Here is an 18866-nt window from a genome sequence, read left to right on the forward strand (position 1 = left end):
TCTAGTGACAAGGAGTTCGACATGCCCCCGCACCTGATCGACGGTGAGCCCCACGACCACGGTTTGGATCGGCCCAAGCGCGCACGGGTGGCAGGCGATGCGCTGCGCGTCGGGATCGGTGGTCCCGTCGGGTCCGGCAAGACGGCGTTGGTGGCTGCCCTGTGCCGCGAGCTGCGCGACGAACTCTCACTGGCCGTACTCACCAACGACATCTACACCACCGAGGACGCGGATTTCTTGCGTCGGCACGCGGTGTTGCCCGACGAGCGCATCACGGCGGTGCAGACCGGTGGCTGCCCGCACACCGCGATCCGAGACGACATCACGGCCAATCTCGACGCCATCGACGATCTGATCGAGAACAACCCGCCCCTCGATCTGATTCTCGTGGAATCCGGTGGCGACAATCTGACGGCGACGTTCTCGTCCGGTCTGATCGATGTACAGATCTTCGTCGTCGACGTTGCCGGGGGAGACAAGGTGCCGCGCAAGGGCGGTCCCGGTGTCACGTTCTCCGACCTGCTGGTCGTCAACAAGACGGACCTCGCCCCGTACGTCGGAGCCGACCTCGGTGTCATGGAGCGCGACGCGGCCCAGGTGCGCGAGGGACGACCGACTGCGCTGATCTCCCTCACCGACGATCCGGCGGCGACCATGGTGCTCGAGTGGGTGCGGGAGCAGCTGAAGGTGATCGCCGACGCCGACGCGCATGCCCACACGCACTGAGCGTCGATGCACACCGAGCTCTGCATCGACGCGAGCCGCACCCGGAGCCCACGCATCACCTCGGTGGGAGGGCTGGCCGGCCGACAGACGGGACCGGACACGGTTCACCTGATCGGAACGGCGGCAACGCCTCTGGGCGGTGACACCATCACCGTGAGAATATCGGTGGCGGCCGGCGCCCACCTGGAGGTGCGCAGTGTCGCTGCCTCGTTGGCGATGCCCGGTGGGCTGCATCGTCACTCCTCCGCGCAGTGGCACTTCGAGGTCGGAGCGGGCGCGTCGTTGATCTTCGATCCCGAACCAATGGTCGTGGTATCCGACGCCTCGCACTCGGTGGTCAATACCGTTGCACTGCAGGAAGATTCAACATTGTGGCTACGTGAGAGGACGCAGATCGGACGATTCGAGGAAGCATCGGGTCGGTGGAGCAGTGCGATGCGATGCGACGTCGGCAACAGCCCGTTGTTGCGTCACCGAGTGGAACTGGGTGCGGGATCGGTTGCGCACGACGCGCTGTCGGCTCCGCTGTCGATGTCCAGCACCTTGCAGTATCCCGATGACCGTTCGTCCGAGGTCGATCTCGCCGACGGGACCGTCCGGCTGTCGCTGGCAGGAGGCGGTTCGCTCAGCACCTCCGTGGGACGCCGACTGCAGCCCGCCGGAGCCGATCTGTGAGACCCGCACACTTCGAAACGAACAACGCATCGGCCGACGGTGTCCCGTCGGCCGATGCGTGTTCTCGAACACTTCGGTCGGCGGCCGATCAGCCCGCTGCGTCCTCGCGTTGCCGTTCCACCTCGGCGGTGCGCTTGTCCACGTCACCAGCACGTTCGATGGAGTTGAGTTGCTCGATGGCCAGTCGCGCGAACACCTGCTGCTCGGTCGACGCCATCTGAGCCCGACCGCGGCCGAGGAACGTCACGAACCACGAGATGACGGTCGTGATGCGGCTGCGGTAACCCACCAGGTAGTAGAGATGTAGCGCGAGCCACATGAGCCAGGCGATGAAACCGCCGAATTCTAGCTTTCCGACCTTGGCGACCGCGTTGAAGCGCGACACCGTTGCCATCGAACCCTTGTCGAAGTACTTGAACGGGGCCCGTTGGGCGGGATCGTCCTGGCCCTTGACCGACGCCTTGATCAGCTTGGCCGCGTAGGTCGCTCCCTGGATGGCGCCCTGCGCCATGCCGGGAACGTCCTTGACCGACATCAGGTCGCCGATCACGAACACGTTCGGATGGCCCTTGACGGTGAGGTCCGGTTCGACCAGCACGCGTCCGGCGCGATCGGTTTCCGATCCGGATTGGTCGGCGAGCTGCTTGCCGAGGGGGCTGCCCTGCACGCCTGCAGACCAGACCTTGCACTGCGACTCGATGCGACGCGTCGTGCCGTCCTTCTCCTTGACGGTCAGGCCGTCGTTGTCGACGTCGGTGACCATCGCGTTCAGCTGGATTTCGACGCCGAGCTTCTCGAGCCGCTCGGCGGCCTTGCGGCCCAGCTTCTCGCCCATCGGCGGCAGCACGGCGGGCGCGGCGTCGAGCAGGATGACGCGGGCGTCACGCGGATCGATGTTGCGGAAAGCTCCGTCGAGGGTGCGATCGGCGAGCTCGGCGATCTGCCCGGCGAGCTCCACGCCGGTGGGACCTGCGCCGACGACCACGAAGGTCATGAGGCGGTCCTTCTCTTCTTGATCGTCGGAGAGTTCGGCCTGCTCGAACGCACCGAGGATGCGTCCGCGCAGTTCGAGAGCGTCGTCGATGGTCTTCATGCCGGGCGCGAACTCGGCGAAGTGATCGTTGCCGAAGTACGACTGTTGTGCGCCCGCCGCGACAATCAGGCTGTCGAACGGAGTGACGGTGATGCGTTCGAGGAGCTTGGACGTGACCGTCTTGGCCTCGAGATCGATGTTCAGCACGTCTCCGAGCAGCACCTCGGCGTTCTTCTGCTTGCGCAGAATGACGCGGGTGGTGGGGGCGATCTCGCCGACGGACAGAATTCCGGTCGCGACCTGGTAAAGGAGAGGCTGGAAGAGGTGGTGTGTCGTCTTGGCGACGAGGGTGATGTCGACGTCGGCTTTCTTGAGCGCCTTGACGCCGAACAGACCTCCGAACCCGGAACCGATGACGACGACGCGGTGACGCTTCGATTCGAGCGGTTGGATGCTCATTACCTGCTCCCTAACGATTGCTGTGTGAGGTCAACGGTAGTCGCCATCCATCGCGACGTCTCGGCGAGGTCGTCGTGTCTGTGGTTGCATCTCACACCTATCGGCCGGCTGCGGCGCGCTTCGCCAGTTCCACGGTCGCGGCCCGCAGTTCGGCAGCCGAGTCGATCGGAGTCGCATAGCCGACCCTTGTATACGCGATCCCGCGTGGCGTGAGCACTTTCAGATCCAGTCCGTACCGGTCCGCGGCCGTGCACTCGGCGGATGTGGCGTCGGGAAAGCCTCCCAATTCGCGAGCCATCGCGTTCAGCGACGACGCGTGGTCGGCGTTGAGGTGCTCGATTGCGTACGCCGAGGTCGGCGACACCGGATCGGGCGCGGCCTCGGAATACGCGTCGGCAGTTGCCGAATCCATCCGGCCGTATCCGCCGACCCAGCGGACTCGCTGCACGCGCATGACCCAGAGCGTGAAGTCGCTGTAGTCCAGGTAGTACTTCGCTGCTGGTACGCCGTCGAGATGCGCCGCGCGTGCTGCGGCCAATTCGTCCCCGTCGGGCCGTTCCACCACGCCGGCCAGCGTGATACGGCCCGACGCCAGGGGATCGGTCTGCGATTGCGGTGCGACGATCGACAGGCTCATCCGTTGATCGCCTGCGAGGTTCCGTCCGTGCTCGGCCATCCGGGAGACACACAGAACTGGAGCGCCGTCGAGCAACCCGTAGGTGACGAACGATGCCCAGGGATCGCCGTCCGCGGTCAGGCTCGCGAGGGTTGCGGTGTTGGTGGACGCAGCGATCGTGCGCGCTTCCTCGGCCGCGGAGGGACGACGGTCGTGGACCACCGGTGCTAGGGGAGGAGGGACGGACGGGGCGTCACCGGGATCGCCGTGATCGAGTGCCATGCGGTGAAGCTTACGGCGACGACCTAGACGAGGTCTGCGGCATGAATCAGCGCGTCGGCGACGAGTGCGACACCGAGCACGACGAAGATGACGCGCACCGTCGGCGGGCCGTACCGCATCAGCGCCCGCACGGTTGCCGTGAACGCGCGTCTGGAACGTCGACTCTTCCTCGACGCCAGAATCAGAACGAGGATGGGCGGTAGTAGCCCGATCACGCAGTAGACGACGACGATGGCCGGCCACCACGGCGGCCGGGGATCGTAGGTCGAGAGCATCGTCAGCCCGGCGAGATAAGGCACTGCCGTCGGGCCCTGCACCAAACCGATCGTGAGTCCGGTCAGGGCGACGACGGGAATGCTCGAGCCGGCTCGGGCTGCCCACGCCGGTGGGCGCCGTTCGGCGGTGCGCAGAGCACCGAGAGTGATCAGCACCAGCCCGATCACCAGCTCGGTGCGATACCGGACCGTAGGAGTGATGGTGATGTCGAACAGATCGGTGAAGAAGTCGATGCCGAGAACGGTGAGTATGCCGAACGTGGTCGTCGCTGTGAACACTCCGCCGACGAAGGCCAGCCCGGCTCGGAAAGGAGACCGGCGGGTGGTTCTCGCGTGCACCGCGATGGCAGCGGTCACGCCGATCAGCAGCACGTCGAGCGAATCGAGCAGTGCGAATCCGACGAGCGCAAGCAGCAAGGTCACCATGGAGTGTCCAGGATATCGGTCAGCCGAAGGTGACCTTCTCGGTGACGACGGCCACGGCAGTCCGGCCGGGAGCGGTCTGGTTGTCCCAGTACATGTTCGTGTGCGCGATGACCTGCGCAGGTGGCGGCGCACCCCAGTCGGACAGATCCTCGGCAGTGTGTGCGTCGCTCACCAGCGTCACGTCGTATCCGCGGACGAGGGCTCCGTGCAGCGTGGACCTGATGCAGAAATCCGTGTGCGCCCCGGCGATGACGACATGCCCCACGCCCGAGGCGGCGAGCTCGGTTTCGAGACCGGTGTCCTCGAAGGCATCGCCGTGCTTCTTGTGGACGAGCGGATCGCGCGGATCCATCGGCAACTCGTCGAGGAGTTTCCAGCCGTCCGTTCCGAAAGCCAGCTCCTTCTCGGAGGAGTGCTGCACCCAGATCACCGGAGTACTGGTGTACCGGGCGCGGGACACCAGGGTGACGATGTTGTTGATGACGCGCTGCCGGTCGTGCACGCCGACCAACACGTCGTTCTGCACGTCGATGATCACCAGTGCGGTTGCGGGCCGGTGAAGCAGGGTGGTCACGGCATCTCCCTTGTTCTCGGGTTCGGTTGCACGTCAGCTCCCGACGTACGCAGCCAGGTGCTGGCCGGTCAGAGTCGAACCGTCCGCGATCAAATCGGAGGGCGTTCCCTCGAACACGACGAGTCCGCCGTCATGGCCGGCACCGGGACCTAGGTCGATGATCCAGTCGGCGTGGGCCATGACGGCCTGATGATGCTCGATGACGATCACCGACTTGCCCGAGTCGACCAGGCGGTCCAGCAGCCCGAGGAGTTTGTCGACATCTGCAAGGTGCAGTCCGGTGGTGGGTTCGTCAAGCACGTAGATCCCGCCCTTGTCGGCCATGTGCGTAGCCAGCTTGAGGCGTTGCCGTTCTCCACCCGACAGAGTCGTCAACGGCTGGCCTATCTTGAGGTAGCCCAACCCGACATCGTTCAGGCGCTGCAGAATCTTGTGTGCCGGGAGCAATTTCGCTGAGCCGTCGGAGAAGAACTCCTCGGCCTCGGCGACCGACATCGACAACACCTCGTCGATGTTGCGACCGCCGAAGTGGTACTCGAGTACCGATGCCTGGAATCGCTTGCCCTCGCACTCCTCGCACACCGTGGCGACCCCGGCCATCATCGCGAGGTCGCTGTAGATGACGCCGGCGCCGTTGCACGTCGGGCACGCGCCCTCCGAATTGGAGCTGAACAGCGCAGGTTTGACGGCATTCTCCTTGGCGAACGCCTTGCGAATCGGTTCGAGCAGCCCGGTATAGGTTGCAGGATTGCTTCGACGCGACCCTCGTATCGCCCCCTGATCGACCGACACCACATCGTTCGTCCCCGAGAGTGATCCGTGAATGAGCGAACTCTTGCCCGAGCCGGCGACGCCGGTGACGACTACCAACACACCGAGTGGAACGTCGACGTCGACGTCGCGCAGATTGTGGGAGTCCGCGCCGCGAATTTCGAGCACATCGGAGAACTCGCGGACGGACTCCTTGAGAGAAGCCCGGTCGTCGAAATGCCGACCGGTGACCGTGTCGCTCTGACGCAATCCGTCGACGGTGCCCTCGAAACAGACGTGTCCGCCTGCGCTTCCTGCACCGGGACCCAGATCGACGACGTGGTCGGCGATGGAGATCGTCTCGGGCTTGTGCTCGACGACGAGCACGGTGTTTCCCTTGTCCCGCAGCTGAAGCAGCAGATTGTTCATTCGCTCTATGTCGTGGGGATGCAGACCGGTGGTCGGCTCGTCGAACACGTAGGTCACATCGGTCAACGACGACCCCAGATGGCGAATCATCTTGGTGCGCTGGGCTTCTCCACCGGAGAGTGTTCCCGACGGGCGATCCAGGCTCAGGTAGCCGAGCCCGATCTCCACGAACGAGTCGAGGGTCTCACCCAGCGTGGTCAGCAGCGGTGCCACCGACGGTTCCTTCAGGCCACCCACCCACTTCGCCAAATCGCTGATCTGCATCGAACACGCGTCAGCGATGTTGACGCCCTTGATCTTCGACGACCGAGCGCCTTCGTTGAGCCGGGTGCCGTGGCAGTCCGGGCAGGTGGTGAACGTAATCGCGCGTTCGACGAAGGCGCGGATGTGGGGCTGCATCGCCTCGACGTCCTTGGACAGAAACGACTTCTGGATTTGGGGCACGAGCCCCGAGTAGGTCACATTGATGCCCTCGACCTTGACCTTCGTCGGCTCGCGATAGAGCAGATCGTCGAGTTCCTTCTTAGTGAACTTCGAGATCGGCTTGTCCGGGTCGAAATACCCACAGCCGCGGAAAATTCGGCCGTACCAGCCCTCCATGCTGTAGCCGGGGATCGTGATCGCGCTCTCGTTGAGTGACTTGCTCGCGTCGTACAGCGCGGTGAGATCGAAATCGCTGACCGAGCCTCGGCCCTCACAACGCGGGCACATGCCACCGGTCACGGAGAATGACTTCTTCTCGGTGGTCTGCCTGCCGCCCTTGTCCACCTTGTACGCGCCTGCACCGGACACCGACGCCACGTTGAACGAAAAGGCCTGTGCGGAGCCGATGTACGGCTTTCCGACTCGGCTGAACAGAATGCGGAGCATGGCGTTGGCATCGGTCGCGGTCCCGACGGTGGAATGGGGATTGGAGCCCATGCGCTGTTGATCGACGATGATGGCCGTGGTGAGTCCATCCATGACGTCGACGTCGGGTCGGCCGAGCGTCGGCATGAATCCTTGGACGAAGGCACTGTAGGTCTCGTTGATCATGCGCTGCGATTCGGCGGCGATGGTACTGAACACCAAGGAACTCTTTCCGGAGCCGGAGACGCCGGTGAACACGGTCAGTCGCCGCTTGGGCAACTCGACATCGATGTCCTGAAGATTGTTCTGCCGGGCCCCCTGTACCCGAATCACATCGTGACCGTCGGCAGCGTGCGGTGCCGTGTCCTGCGTGACCTTCTTCGTCGCCATGAGGGCTCACGCTAGTCGTACCGGAACGTGCACGCCTGTCGATTCCTGATCGATTCCGGTGGCCGACAAGGCGTCGTCGAGCCGACCCAATTCACCCACGGAGGACTCGAGCAGAGGGCGCCGCACGGTCGCGTCGGAGATGACGCCGATCCTGACGAGCGCGGCCTTGGCCATGATGGCACCCTGCGTCGTACGCATGATCGCGTCGGTCAACGGCAGGAGCGATCGCTGTACTGCGATCGCCCGATCCAGGTTGCCGACGCGGACTGCCGCGATCAGTTCGGCGTAACGGTCTGCCACCACGTTGCCGGTGACACTGACCAATCCTGTTGCACCAGAGGCAAGGTAGGGGAGCGCGAGTTCGTCGATTCCGCAGTAGTAGGCGAGGTCCGTCGAGGACATGACGGTCATGGCCTCGTACAGATCACCCTTCGCGTCCTTGACGGCACCGATGAGGGGGTGGCGGGAGAGTTCGATGAGCGTCGACGCCTCGACCGCCACACCTGTCCGCGCAGGGACGTCGTACACCATGACGGGCAGCCCACCTGCCTCGGCGATCGCGACGATGTGCTCCGTGATGCCGGCCTGGGTGGGCCGCGAATAGTAGGGAGCGGTGATCAACAGTGCGTCGGCTCCGGCTGCTGCTGCGGACCGGGCCATCTCGATCCCTGTCGCGGTGTCGTTGGTGCCTACTCCCGCGATCACTCGAACAGCGTGACCCGAGTGCCTGCGAGCCCGAGCGATCAGCTGTGAGGTCTCGTGGTTCGTCAGGGTAGGTGCTTCACCGGTCGTTCCGGCGACGACGACGCCGTTGCATCGTGTTGCCATCAGGTGCGTCAGAAGCGCATCGACGCCCGCTCGGTCGAGCGATCCGTCGGGGTGCATGGGGGTCGCCATGGCGACGAGGTTCGTGCCGAAGATCGTCGAGGCCGGCGACGGAGTGGTGGTCATGGTCCGAGTGTGGACCGCTCGATAGGTGAGGTCCAGCGATGCATTTTCCGCATTACTACGTACTGTTGCTTCATGATCGACGTGAGTGCACTACATGCCCTGCGCGCTGTGGCAACCCTCGGCACTCTCGCCCGGGCCGCCGATGAACTCGGCTACACCTCATCGGCGATTTCTCAACAGATAAAGCGACTCGAACGGCAGATCGGCACTTCGGTACTGGCACAGGCCGGTCGGGGCGTCGTGCTCACCCCCGCAGGTCGGGCGGTGGTCGAGTCCGCGGGGGAGGTGTTCGACGCTCTCGAACGGTGCGTCGAGGCGGCTCGATCCGCCGACGAGGGCGTCGCACGTGGGGTCGTTCGGCTGGTCGGCTTCTCGACCGCGGTACGGGGTTTGCTGGCACCCGCGCTGATCGAGCTGAATCGACGGTATCCCGACCTGACGGTGCACATCAGCGAGGAGGATCCGGACCGTGCACTGCACAGCGTGTATTCCGGCACCGCAGATCTGGCGCTGGTGCACGACGCCGACGGAGTTTCGGTGCCCGCTCCTCCCTCGGTCGTTCGGCAACCGATTCACACGGATTTCGGCGACGTGATCATGAAGCGAACCCACCCACTCGCCCGACGCGAGACCGCGTTGGCCCACGCCGAACTCGCGCGATACCCGTGGGTGACGAGCCCGGCCGGGACGGTGTGTCACCAGTGGTTTCGTCGGCTGTTTGCCGAAACGTCCGCCGAGGTCGACGTTCGCCATCTCGTGGACGACTTCTCCACGCAACTCGCGCTGGTCGAAGCGGACGATGTACTCGCTCTCGTGCCTCGTCTCGCGCGTCCGTTGCTCGGTGCCGGTCTCGTGGCGGTTCCGCTCGAGCGCGCTCCCGCTCGTCAGGTGCAGGCCGCGTGGCGGCGCAGCGCCGACGCCAGCCCGGCAATTCATGCTGTGCTGGACGTTCTCGATTCGGCGTCGCACTGAGTGGTCAGAACCACCAGCTGTCCGGTTGCTCGTGTCATCGCCACGTAGGTGTCGACGGCACCGGCGATTCCCGATCCGAACGAATCCGGGTCGATCAGGACGACCAGATCGAATTCGAGTCCTTTCGTCAACTGTGGTGTCAGTGAGCGGATGCGCTCCGAAGACGGGAACGCAGGATCACCTACGACGCACGCGATTCCGTCGACGTTCGAGTCGAGCCATCGATCGAGAATCGACGACAGATCTGCCGCGTCGCCGTACTCGACGGGCACACCGGTGCTGCGGATGGAGACCGGAACATTGGCGTCCGGCAGCGCCGCGCGGATCACCGGCTCGGCTTCGGCCATCACTTCTCGTGGGGTGCGGTAGTTGACGCCGAGGGTGGCGACGTTCATGTGGTCGAATCCCACTCTTCCGAGGCGTTCGAGCCAGGACTCCGCGAATCCCCGCCGCGCTTGTGCGCGGTCTCCGACGATCGTGACGCTGCCGGACGGGCATCGGCGCAGGACCATCTGCCACTCCGCGTCGGTCAACTCCTGTGCCTCGTCCACGACGATGTGTGCGAACGGCCCGGCCAAGGGATCCGAGGGGACCTCCTCGAAGCCAGCCGAATCGACGAGCGCATCGCGAATTCCGTCCTGCCGCAACTGGGCGGCCATCATCTCGTCGTCATCGGCGGCCATGAGTTCGTCGACGACGCGGTCCATTCGCGAGCGTTCGTGTACAGATGCGAGCTCCCGACGCCGAGTGCGCCGCGCATGCTCTGGATCTCCGAGCCGCATCCGTGCGGTGTCGAGCAGCGGTAGATCGGCCACCGTCCACTGTGCCGAGTCGGGTCGCTGCAGCGCACGTACCTGCTCGGAGCCGAGCCAGGGAGCGCACCTACGGAGATATGCCGGCACGCCCCACAGATCGGCCACGAGGTCGGCGGCGTCGATGATGGTCCACGATCTGTCGAGCTCCTTTCGTAGATCTACGTTGCGCTGCAAAGACGTTCGAACTTCGACGGGATTGTCGCCGTCGTACCGGTCCGTCAGAATCGTCAACAGCAGATCCCAGATCTGCTCCCGGGCTTCGTTGTGCGGTGTGTCGGGCGCGGGTGCCGAGAATGCCTCGATCCAATCGTCGGGAGTGAGCGTCAGATCGGCCCACTCCGTTTCCACGATGATGTTCCTGGTCGGCGGCTGCTCGTAGAACGCGACAGCAGCCTCGATCGCCGTATGCATCTCGGTGGTCGCCTTGAGCAGCGCTACCGCCGGATCGGCTTCCTCCAGGGCGTCCGCTCCCTCGTCGACGAGGTCCCGGAGAGTGCAGGTTTGCACACCGTCCTCACCCAAACTCGGTAGAACATCGGATACGTAGGCGAGGTACGGCTCGTGTGGGCCGACGAACAACACTCCACCGCAGTTGTGTCCGAGTCGCGATTGTGTGTACAGCAAGTACGCGGTGCGGTGCAGAGCAACGACGGTCTTTCCGGTTCCAGGCCCACCGTCGACGACCAGCGCGCCGCGGGCATCCGCTCGAATGATCGCGTCCTGATCTGCCTGGACGGTGCCCAACACGTCCCGCATTCGCGGTGAACGTGCGGTGCCCAGACTGGCGATGAAGGCCGACTGATCGTCCAGCGCAGCGTCGGTGATCGGTCCGGTCAGGTCGAACACCTCGTCCCAGTAGTCGGTGATGGAGCCGTTCGTCCAGCGATATCGACGACGACTCCGCAGCCCCATGGGATTTGCGTGAGTGGCACCGAAGAAGGGTTCGGCTGCGGGGGAGCGCCAGTCGACGAGTAGTTGCTCGCCCGAGGTTCCCAGCAGTCCGAGTCGTCCGATGTACACCGGCTCGACCGAGTCGGCGACGACCATCCGGCCCAGACACAGATCGACCCCGTAACGATGTAGGGAGCGAAGGCGTGCGTTCAGTCGATGGATCTCGAAGTCACGCTCCATCACTTCCTGCCCCATCCGACCCATCGACTTCTGCACGATCGTCAGACGTTCCGCCGTATCTGATCGAGACTTCTCGATACTCGACTGTATTTCCGAAAAGTGTTGCTGATCAACCCCTATCGCATCAGCGGTGTTCTTGTGAGTGAGGCTTTCCGGGAGCGCGAAGATGGGTGGTCGCTCAGGTTGCACAGGACTCCGATCGATGACTACGTGGTTGCAGCGAGCCATTCTGAGCCCTGTACGGGGTCTTGCCGCAAGCCCCGGGGTGCGCTATACCTTGAAAGGGAAAGGGGGGGACAGGCCCTTTCCGAACCCATCCCGCACCGGTGACACCAGGCGACGCAATCTCTGATCCGATATCGGATCAGGCCGTCAGCCCCATGCCGCGGTGAAGTTCGAGTCGATAGATCACGCCGCCGAACAGAAGCAGTTGCAGTGCCTCGTCGGCGAAGTAACTGTCGATATCGTTCGGCTTCAGTCCCGGATGGTCGTCGAGGTGGTCCCGAAGAGTTGGTAGAACGGTGTCGACACCGACGACGAATCGTTCGCCACCGACGTCTGTGATCACCGCGCGGCCGAGGCCGTCCCATTCGTCGACTCGAGCCCAATGTCGAATTCCGCATCCCTCGACGGCCTCGATCAGAAGACGCTCTGCGAAGGGCAACAACGACTTTCGATCGGCGTGGGCGGCGCGTACCGACGCCAGAGCCTGACGATAGGGGAGTGTGTGCGCCCTCGCATAGGTCCGCGCTGCGCGCTTGTCTGCGTGGTTCTTGGTCATGAGAGTTCCAATCCCTGTGTGCACCAGTCCCGCGCACTGCTGCACCGGTCGGAAACCATGAACACGGCGTGCAGATAGAAACCAGCATTGTCGATCGCAGATCCGTGAAGGACCTTGCCCGTGGAACGCTGACGGAGGCGACGCGGGTGCCTGCTGCAGCTGGGGTGGCTATGCGAGTAGCTCTGGTTGGGCACGGTATCACGAACGTCGGGACGGCCCGGGATTCATCGATCGCCGAGAAGCAGATCGGCGATGGCACCGGCCCCGACCGGTCGGCCCAGGAGGTATCCCTGTGCGAAGTCGCAGCCGGTGGCGGCCAGTGCGTCCAGTTGCTCCTCGGTTTCGACGCCCTCGCCGACGACGGTGACGTCGAATGCGCGAGCGAGCGCAACGATGGCCGAGATAATCGCGCGAGCCCGAGGGGCAGGCAGCCGGGCAATGTACGACTTGTCGATCTTGAAGCACTCGAACATGGGGTAGCGGTCGAGATACGACATGGAGCTGTGGCCTTTGCCCATGTCGTCGAGTAGTAGAGCTACCCCCATGGCGTGCAGGGCCGAGACGGTGTCGGCGACCCGCTCGGTGTCCGCGACCCACACGGTTTCGGTCACCTCGAGTCCGAGAGCGAAGGCAGGCAGTCCAGTCTCTGCCAGTACCGACGCGACCTCGGTGGGGAAGTCGGGATCGCGGAGTTGAAGCGCGCTGACGTTGACGCGAACCACGATGTCGGAGAACGTTCGCCACCGCGCCGCGGCCGTGCATGCGGTACGTAGCGCCCACGCGCCCAACGGTGTTGCAAGACCGTTTCTTTCGGCTACGCCGACGAACTCGCTCGGTTCGATGGGCCCGAGTTCGCGGTGATTCCAGCGGGCGAGTGCCTCCACCGCAACGATTTTCCGTGTGGCGATGTCCACCAACGGTTGATAGGCGAGAGTGAGCTCGTCGGCTCGCAGCGCCGCTCGCAGATCGATCGACAGTGACCTGATGCGGTCCGCGTCGTAGAGATCGGTGGGATCGAACACTGCATGCCCACCGGTGCCACTGTCCTTCGCACGGTACATGGCCAAGTCGGCGCGGTGAATCAGCTCGTGCCGGGTCGAACTCGGTTCGGACACAGCGATACCGATGCTGGCACTCAAGGGGATGGGCACGTCCTCGGCCGAGAAGGGAACGGCGATGGAACTCGTGATGTGTCGTGCGAGTTCCTCCGCATGGGCAACGCTGTCCACTCCCTCGCAGACGATCAGAAACTCGTCTCCGCCCAGGCGCGCGATGGTGTCGGCGTCTCGGATTGCCGACGCCAACCGTTCGACGAACTTGACCAACGCCCTGTCTCCGGCGTCGTGTCCCAGGCTGTCGTTGATGATCTTGAAGTCGTCGATGTCGAGCAGCAGGAGCGCGACGGTGCCCGACTGTTGTCTGGCTCGGTCCAGTGCCGAATCGATGACCTCGTATGCAAGGGTGCGGTTGGGCAGACCGGTCAGGGCGTCGTGCGTACTCCGTCGTCGCAGTTGGAGTTCGAGGTCGATGCGTCGTATCGCTGCCGATACGATGCCGGCCACCGAGCTGAGGAACGACACTTCCTCGTCGCGGTAGAGACGGGCCTCGACGCTGTGGATGGAGAGAACTCCCCATGGTTTTCCGGCGGCGGTGAAGATGGGAACTCCGACGCCGCTGCGGAGGCCGAGCGAGATCATCGTGTCGGTACGGAAACGCTTCTCGGCGTGACTGTCGCTGCACACGACAGGCTCCGAGAGCGTCAGGGTGAATCCCACCAACGAACCGTCCCCGGACGGAATGTCCTGACGCCTGCCAAGTGCACCGCTGGCGGCGTCCATGGTCAAGTACGGGTCGGTCGGGTGTTCGAGATGCGCGATGGCGGAGTTTCCCACGCCGATCAAGGTGGCGGCAGTGTCCGTTGCTGCAGTGAGCAACCTGGGTAGCTCGGCAATGACGGCGAATCGGCTCAGATCGGCGAGGGCCTTCTGCTCCTGAGCGTGACGACCGGCGATCACCGCATCTGCCGCAATCCTGGCACTGCGCTGCTCTACCGTGTGTCGGTGACGAATGGTGGAGGCAACCAGGTCGGGGCTATCGTCGTGACGATTGATCACATAGGACGAGACCACCACCGGAATGCCGGTGCCTGTCACGTGATGGCGAAGCTCGCAGTAGCCCTCCCACTTGCCTTCGGAGAGCAGACCGGCGGCGATGTCGCCGGTGAGATCGACTCCGTCCGGGGTCAACAGTTCCAGGGCAGACAACGTGCCGAGATCGGCCACGTCCGTGACACCGATCAGCTCCGAACCCGCCGGATTGATGTACAGAATCTTCCCCGTGAAATCGGCCAACGCGACGAAGTCCGGAGAACGTTCCAGGAAGGATCGAAGACTTACCGGATCGTCCGGAAGATCGAACATTCGGCCCTCCGATCCGTTCAGCTCGGGATACGAGCGGCACCGGGCCCATGGTATTCGGCGTTCGTGGTCCTCGTGCTCGAACAGTCGTCGAAGTGCATGTGCGGGACGGACAGAATCGCTTTCAGCTGCACATCAGTCGGCCCGTTGCTGGGCGTCGAGGGGATTCTTGGCGACGATGAGCGCCACATTGCCCACCATCGTGACGTCGACGTGCTCGAATCTCTCGGACAGAAGCTGCCGTAAGCCGGGCAGATCGTCGCACCGATTACCGAACGCACCGATCCTGTTGTAAGCGAACATCAGTGCCGCACCGAGTGTCGTGTATTTCTGATCGACGCCGATCACGGTCGATCCGAACAACACGCCATCGGGGGTCAGCACATCGGCCAGGTTCGTCAGCGCTCTGGACTTGGTCGACCAGTCCCCGGGGAGACAATGCAAGACGTAGTTGATCGACGCCGAATCGAATGTGTCGACGTTCTCGGGCAGCGGCAGCATCACATCGTGTTCGATCAGTGTCGGCGAGACGTCGAGACGCGAGGCGGTGTGCTCGAGTGAGTTGGCATTGAGATCGACGAGGGTGAGGTCGATATCGGAGGGTAGGTCGATGTTGGCAAGGACCCAGCCCGATCCGGGGCCGACTTCGAGGTGGCGGCGACCGATGTGCTCACGATACAGGTCGACGAAATGTTTTCTGTTGCAACGCCACCCGTAGTCGTTCGAGAGTCTGATCACCCACAGGTCGTAGATGGCGAGGAAAAGCTTGCTGTACGGGGCAGCGCCGGGTCGGGTGGATGGCGCGGTCATCGAATCGTTGCCTCGGAGCCGTTGGGTTCGGCCACATCTTGCTCCGAGGTGCCCGTGCGAGGGTGATCGATCAACGCCTGCAGCCGGGACACTCGGACGACGGGATCGATGGGCATGGTGGGCAGAGTATCGCGTCGACTGTACTGCCGGGCACCTACGCTGAGCTGATGATGATGCCGCTGTACGCGGGGCGAAAGGACCTGCGGCTGGGCGGTGCAAACACTGTCCGGTGACGTCGGGGCCCATATCGACTCTCGCGGAGAAAAGGGAAACGTGATGATTGCTCGCAAGTCTGTTGTTCTGGCCGCGACTGTGTGCGGGTTGGCTCTCGGCGGTTGTGCGAGTGGCGATTCGGACACCAGTGCCGCGCCGGACACGACGTCCGTGCCCGTAGGGACGACAACGTCGCCTGTGGGGACGACCACAGAGTCGCCAACTCGGCTGGAGGTCGAATCGCCACAGGAATCGGCAGTTGCTCAGCCGACGCGAACGCCGGAGGAAGCAGCGGACCTGGTGCCCGGTGGTGGCGGTGCAATCTTGCAGCCGTCGGGCGACGAACCAGGCAACGTCGATCCTGCGACGTTCCGGACGGGGAGTGATAAATACAACTTCACGTCGCCGACGGGCAACATTCACTGCGGCATCTGGGACGCCGATGGACCCGAGGGGCGAGTGGGATGTCAGGCCGTGGACGGCAGGAATCCTTTCGAGGGACCCCAATGCTCGAATGCCGAGAACGACAAGGTCGCTGTTCGCGTGACCGCCGCGGGTTCGGAAAGCATGTGCACGACGCAGGGCATCTATGTGGATGCGAACGCGCCGGTGCTCGAGTTCGGCCAGGTGCTGTCGGTCGAGGATGTGGTGTGCCGGTCCGGGCCCGACGACATAATCGGCTGCACCGCACCAACGGGCGGATTCACGTTCTCCCGAGGTATCAACTACACCTACTGATTCGGACGTTGCGGGGTATCAGCCAACAGGCCACACTTGGACCCACCATGACGAACTACGATCTGCGCGCGAATCCACGGAAATTGCGGCCGCGGCCAGCGGTCCCGCGCGAGGTGGCGGTCGAGTTGACGTCGAGTGGGGTGCCTGTTGCCGAGCGCGACTTCTTCATCGAGGAATTCCGAGGGGTCACGATCGTGATTGCCCTTCCCATGGTGAGCATCGCTGCGCTGGAAGCAGCGGAACGTACGGTCGGTGAGTTCGTCACGGGCGACACGCGATTCATCTTCGTGGTTCCGGCCGATTCCGTTCCGGAGGTCACCACCGCGGTCGGAGGTGTGGCCATCGACGGCGTGACGGTCTGGAACGACGAGTCCGTCGCCCGTCTGTGGCTCGCAATCGCAGACTCGGAATGTGTCGTGATCGGTACGAAGGCAGCCGCAGTCGCACGAACCGCCGGCACTGTATCTGCGAGTGTGCGGGCCTCGAAGATGGTGCTGACCGATCCGGGTGGGGGTTGGGGTGATCCTCCTCGCAGCTTCGCCGACATCGACCTGCACCGCGAGCGCCTGGTCGCCCACCTGGCCGAACGGGGACTCGACGATTTCCCGCCCGCGGCCGAGGCGGCACTTGTCGGCGGTGCATACAGCGTAAATCTCTGTCGTGCTGAGGATCTCGAATTCGAGCTGTTCACATTCGACGGCCGGGGGACCGTTCTGACTCAAGGGCGCTACCTTCACTTGGCCTCGCTGCAGGTGGACGATTTCTCTGCAATCGAGGCGCTGGTCGCACAGGGAGTACGAGAAGGGGTTCTCAAGCAGCGCAGCCGGATCGAGATTGCCAGGATGGCGGTCGGAGGACTCGGCGCACGAGTGCTACGAACCGGGCACCTCGCCGGCATCGTCGGACTCGAGGTTGACCTTTATGCCGGAACAGGATTCGCCGAAGTATCGGGTCTGATCACAGTCGCCGAGTTTTCCGGACTTGGAGCGGGTGGCTTACTGATGGACGGATTGTTGGAGGTCTGCCGCACCAGGGGTATCGCGAATCTGTTCGCGGTGACAGTCAGTGGTGAGGCCGCAGAATTCTTCGGCAAGCGCGGCTTCGTCGAGGTTGAGCGCAAGGCCGTGCCCGCAGCGAAATGGGAAGACTACGACGCTGATCGACTCGAGTCTGCTCGTTGTTTTCTGCGATCAGTAACAACCACCGAGATGACCAGACAGTCGGCACCGTAGCGGACGGTTCCGAACCAGCCTTGGAACAGTCGGTCATCGATCACGGTGCTCCACAAGGAAGTTAAGCACGGGCCGGGGGACAGGAACCTAGACCTCTCCGAGGCGTTCCTGTGTCCGGGCGGTGCGGGCTGTCGCAGGAGCGAGAAGGTAGGCGAAGAGGTAGCTCGACGCTGTCATGGCCGCCTGTGCGATCCACCAGGGCGGGAATTCGTCCGTATCGGTGGAGATTTCACCAGCGGTCACGGCCAGCCAGCACAGGGCCGCAGCGGTCACCAGTGTGACCGCTGCCGCGGTGCACGTGGCGAATCGGTGTCGCCAGCTGCGGTGCGATCGAGCGGGCCACACGCGATTCGACCACAACGCGTAGCGGCCCCCGCCGACCGCGATCACGCCGACCAACAGCCCGGCCAGAGCACCACAGAACGCAGGAATCAGCAGCAGCGCCAACCATGACATGGACCCTTCCAGAGCCCAGGGGAGCATGACAGCCACACCTGTGCAGGCACCGGTGAGAGCAGCGACCCTCAATTCCTTCTCGACCCAGTCCACTGTTCCACTAGAACACGTCGGCAGTCACTTCGGCCTCGAAGTCGCCGTCTCGCCGCTCACGTTCATACATAGACCAGTTCACGCCGGACAGTGCATATTGCCTCGACTCGAACTGTCGATCAGGACTGCCGCTCGACGCCCCTTGCAAGTCCCTCGTACGTCTCCTACGGGTTCATGCGTCCATGATCGCTGTCACTTGTGCGGCGAAATGTCCGAAGCCCGGTCAGGATTGCGGCCGCAGCAAGCAAACAAGCAGCCACCCATGACCAGGCCGAAAACTCACCGTCCTGAGTTCGAATCACCGAAATAACGGCCCACAGCAACGCCTGCGCCGACCAGAAGAGAACCCACCATTTCCCGCTCGGAAAATTCACCCTCGACTCCTCGCATTCTTGGAGAGATCCCGTGCACTGTTCACAGTGAATTGTGGTCGTTCCATCACAACAAGCAAACGGCGATGCGAGGCCGCTCCGCAGACACAAAGGACAGAATCTGCGAGCCAGGGGCACCTGTGAAAATACAGGCTAACCGCTATGCAACGTTCGACTGGTTGAGTGTCGTGTTCCGTCGTTCACCGCGGATCGTGCAGACAACGTGCGTCCGCGCCGTAGTATCGGTGGTAGAGAGCAAAAGGTTGGTGGCGAAAGATAGTGCCCCATGGGGTGGTGTAATTCGGATCGGTGAACCATCCGGTTCATGATCAACGAGTTGTGTTGTATGTTAGGCGCTTTCGAGCTGAGGTGTCAACGACTCAGCGGTCGTGTCGGTTGATA

The 18866-nt window shown here is 63.6% G+C and carries 17 protein-coding genes; 5 read left to right on the top strand and 12 right to left on the bottom strand.

Annotation, left to right across the window (positions count from 1 at the left end; translation table 11 throughout):
* Window positions 1–21: 21 nt before the first annotated feature.
* The gene (gene ureG, locus MTX34_RS17830; protein WP_094641747.1) at window positions 22–726 is read left to right on the top strand and encodes an urease accessory protein UreG; all 705 of its coding nucleotides are present in this window, start codon (window positions 22–24) and stop codon (window positions 724–726) included.
* Between the two features lie 6 nt (window positions 727–732).
* Window positions 733–1401, top strand: a complete 669-nt coding sequence (locus MTX34_RS17835; protein WP_243610262.1) for an urease accessory protein UreD — start codon at window positions 733–735, stop codon at window positions 1399–1401.
* 88 nt (window positions 1402–1489) lie between these two features.
* Here the strand turns inward: MTX34_RS17835 and MTX34_RS17840 are convergent, their stop codons facing one another.
* From MTX34_RS17840 to dapA, 6 genes are all read right to left on the bottom strand, one after another.
* Window positions 1490–2893, bottom strand: a complete 1404-nt coding sequence (locus MTX34_RS17840; protein WP_243596189.1) for an NAD(P)/FAD-dependent oxidoreductase — start codon at window positions 2891–2893, stop codon at window positions 1490–1492.
* Window positions 2894–2990: 97 nt separating this feature from the next.
* Window positions 2991–3791, bottom strand: coding sequence for a HugZ family protein (locus MTX34_RS17845; protein WP_243610263.1), 801 nt, complete (start codon window positions 3789–3791; stop codon window positions 2991–2993).
* Between the two features lie 23 nt (window positions 3792–3814).
* Window positions 3815–4492: a GAP family protein gene (locus tag MTX34_RS17850; protein WP_243610264.1), complete on the bottom strand. Its 678-nt coding sequence runs from the start codon at window positions 4490–4492 to the stop codon at window positions 3815–3817.
* Between the two features lie 19 nt (window positions 4493–4511).
* The gene (locus MTX34_RS17855; RefSeq protein ID WP_243610265.1) at window positions 4512–5066 is read right to left on the bottom strand and encodes an isochorismatase family protein; all 555 of its coding nucleotides are present in this window, start codon (window positions 5064–5066) and stop codon (window positions 4512–4514) included.
* Window positions 5067–5099: 33 nt separating this feature from the next.
* A complete protein-coding gene (locus MTX34_RS17860; protein WP_243610266.1) occupies window positions 5100–7484 on the bottom strand; it encodes an excinuclease ABC subunit UvrA in 2385 nt (794 codons plus the stop codon).
* A 6-nt stretch (window positions 7485–7490) separates the two neighbouring features.
* Window positions 7491–8435, bottom strand: coding sequence for a 4-hydroxy-tetrahydrodipicolinate synthase (dapA, locus tag MTX34_RS17865; RefSeq protein ID WP_243610267.1), 945 nt, complete (start codon window positions 8433–8435; stop codon window positions 7491–7493).
* Window positions 8436–8507: 72 nt separating this feature from the next.
* Here dapA and MTX34_RS17870 point away from each other — a divergent pair, with 72 nt between their 5' ends.
* Window positions 8508–9407, top strand: a complete 900-nt coding sequence (locus tag MTX34_RS17870) for a LysR family transcriptional regulator (protein ID WP_243610268.1) — start codon at window positions 8508–8510, stop codon at window positions 9405–9407.
* Here MTX34_RS17870 and helR read toward each other — a convergent pair.
* From helR to MTX34_RS17890, 4 genes are all read right to left on the bottom strand, one after another.
* A complete protein-coding gene (gene helR / locus MTX34_RS17875) occupies window positions 9368–11581 on the bottom strand; it encodes an RNA polymerase recycling motor ATPase HelR (protein ID WP_243610269.1) in 2214 nt (737 codons plus the stop codon). The two genes, MTX34_RS17870 and helR, sit on opposite strands and share 40 nt — an antisense overlap.
* A gap of 136 nt (window positions 11582–11717) precedes the next feature.
* Window positions 11718–12134 carry a hypothetical protein gene (locus tag MTX34_RS17880; RefSeq protein WP_243596196.1) on the bottom strand — a complete coding sequence of 139 codons (417 nt, stop codon included), beginning with the start codon at window positions 12132–12134 and terminating at the stop codon, window positions 11718–11720.
* 224 nt (window positions 12135–12358) lie between these two features.
* Window positions 12359–14554, bottom strand: a complete 2196-nt coding sequence (locus MTX34_RS17885; protein WP_243610270.1) for an EAL domain-containing protein — start codon at window positions 14552–14554, stop codon at window positions 12359–12361.
* Between the two features lie 132 nt (window positions 14555–14686).
* Window positions 14687–15361, bottom strand: coding sequence for a class I SAM-dependent methyltransferase (locus MTX34_RS17890; protein ID WP_243610271.1), 675 nt, complete (start codon window positions 15359–15361; stop codon window positions 14687–14689).
* Window positions 15362–16117: 756 nt separating this feature from the next.
* Between MTX34_RS17890 and MTX34_RS17895 the strand changes: the two genes are divergently transcribed.
* The gene (locus MTX34_RS17895; protein ID WP_243596199.1) at window positions 16118–16312 is read left to right on the top strand and encodes a hypothetical protein; all 195 of its coding nucleotides are present in this window, start codon (window positions 16118–16120) and stop codon (window positions 16310–16312) included.
* A 47-nt stretch (window positions 16313–16359) separates the two neighbouring features.
* Complete coding sequence (locus MTX34_RS17900; protein WP_243610272.1) at window positions 16360–17544, top strand: GNAT family N-acetyltransferase; 1185 nt, start codon at window positions 16360–16362, stop codon at window positions 17542–17544.
* 87 nt (window positions 17545–17631) lie between these two features.
* Here the strand turns inward: MTX34_RS17900 and MTX34_RS17905 are convergent, their stop codons facing one another.
* Together MTX34_RS17905 and MTX34_RS17910 are read right to left on the bottom strand one after the other, a co-directional pair.
* On the bottom strand, window positions 17632–18093 hold the full coding sequence (locus MTX34_RS17905; protein WP_243610273.1) for a hypothetical protein: 462 nt from the start codon (window positions 18091–18093) through the stop codon (window positions 17632–17634).
* 164 nt (window positions 18094–18257) lie between these two features.
* Entirely contained in the window at window positions 18258–18467 is a 210-nt protein-coding gene (locus tag MTX34_RS17910) for a hypothetical protein (RefSeq protein ID WP_243596202.1), read from the bottom strand.
* Window positions 18468–18866: the final 399 nt, after the last annotated feature.

Source organism: Rhodococcus sp. ARC_M5 (genome assembly GCF_022810405.1).
GTDB classification, from domain to species: Bacteria; Actinomycetota; Actinomycetes; order Mycobacteriales; family Mycobacteriaceae; genus Rhodococcoides; species Rhodococcoides navarretei.

What these genes read in the sequence shown, in the direction of transcription:
- ureG (WP_094641747.1), top strand. Translation starts at nt 22, where the DNA reads ATGCCCCCGCACCTGATCGACGGTGAGCCCCACGACCACGGTTTGGAT.
- MTX34_RS17835 (WP_243610262.1), top strand. Translation starts at nt 733, where the DNA reads ATGCACACCGAGCTCTGCATCGACGCGAGCCGCACCCGGAGCCCACGC.
- MTX34_RS17840 (WP_243596189.1), bottom strand. Translation starts at nt 2,893, where the DNA reads ATGAGCATCCAACCGCTCGAATCGAAGCGTCACCGCGTCGTCGTCATC.
- MTX34_RS17845 (WP_243610263.1), bottom strand. Translation starts at nt 3,791, where the DNA reads ATGGCACTCGATCACGGCGATCCCGGTGACGCCCCGTCCGTCCCTCCT.
- MTX34_RS17850 (WP_243610264.1), bottom strand. Translation starts at nt 4,492, where the DNA reads ATGGTGACCTTGCTGCTTGCGCTCGTCGGATTCGCACTGCTCGATTCG.
- MTX34_RS17860 (WP_243610266.1), bottom strand. Translation starts at nt 7,484, where the DNA reads ATGGCGACGAAGAAGGTCACGCAGGACACGGCACCGCACGCTGCCGAC.
- dapA (WP_243610267.1), bottom strand. Translation starts at nt 8,435, where the DNA reads ATGACCACCACTCCGTCGCCGGCCTCGACGATCTTCGGCACGAACCTC.
- MTX34_RS17870 (WP_243610268.1), top strand. Translation starts at nt 8,508, where the DNA reads ATGATCGACGTGAGTGCACTACATGCCCTGCGCGCTGTGGCAACCCTC.
- helR (WP_243610269.1), bottom strand. Translation starts at nt 11,581, where the DNA reads ATGGCTCGCTGCAACCACGTAGTCATCGATCGGAGTCCTGTGCAACCT.
- MTX34_RS17880 (WP_243596196.1), bottom strand. Translation starts at nt 12,134, where the DNA reads ATGACCAAGAACCACGCAGACAAGCGCGCAGCGCGGACCTATGCGAGG.
- MTX34_RS17885 (WP_243610270.1), bottom strand. Translation starts at nt 14,554, where the DNA reads ATGTTCGATCTTCCGGACGATCCGGTAAGTCTTCGATCCTTCCTGGAA.
- MTX34_RS17890 (WP_243610271.1), bottom strand. Translation starts at nt 15,361, where the DNA reads ATGACCGCGCCATCCACCCGACCCGGCGCTGCCCCGTACAGCAAGCTT.
- MTX34_RS17900 (WP_243610272.1), top strand. Translation starts at nt 16,360, where the DNA reads ATGACGAACTACGATCTGCGCGCGAATCCACGGAAATTGCGGCCGCGG.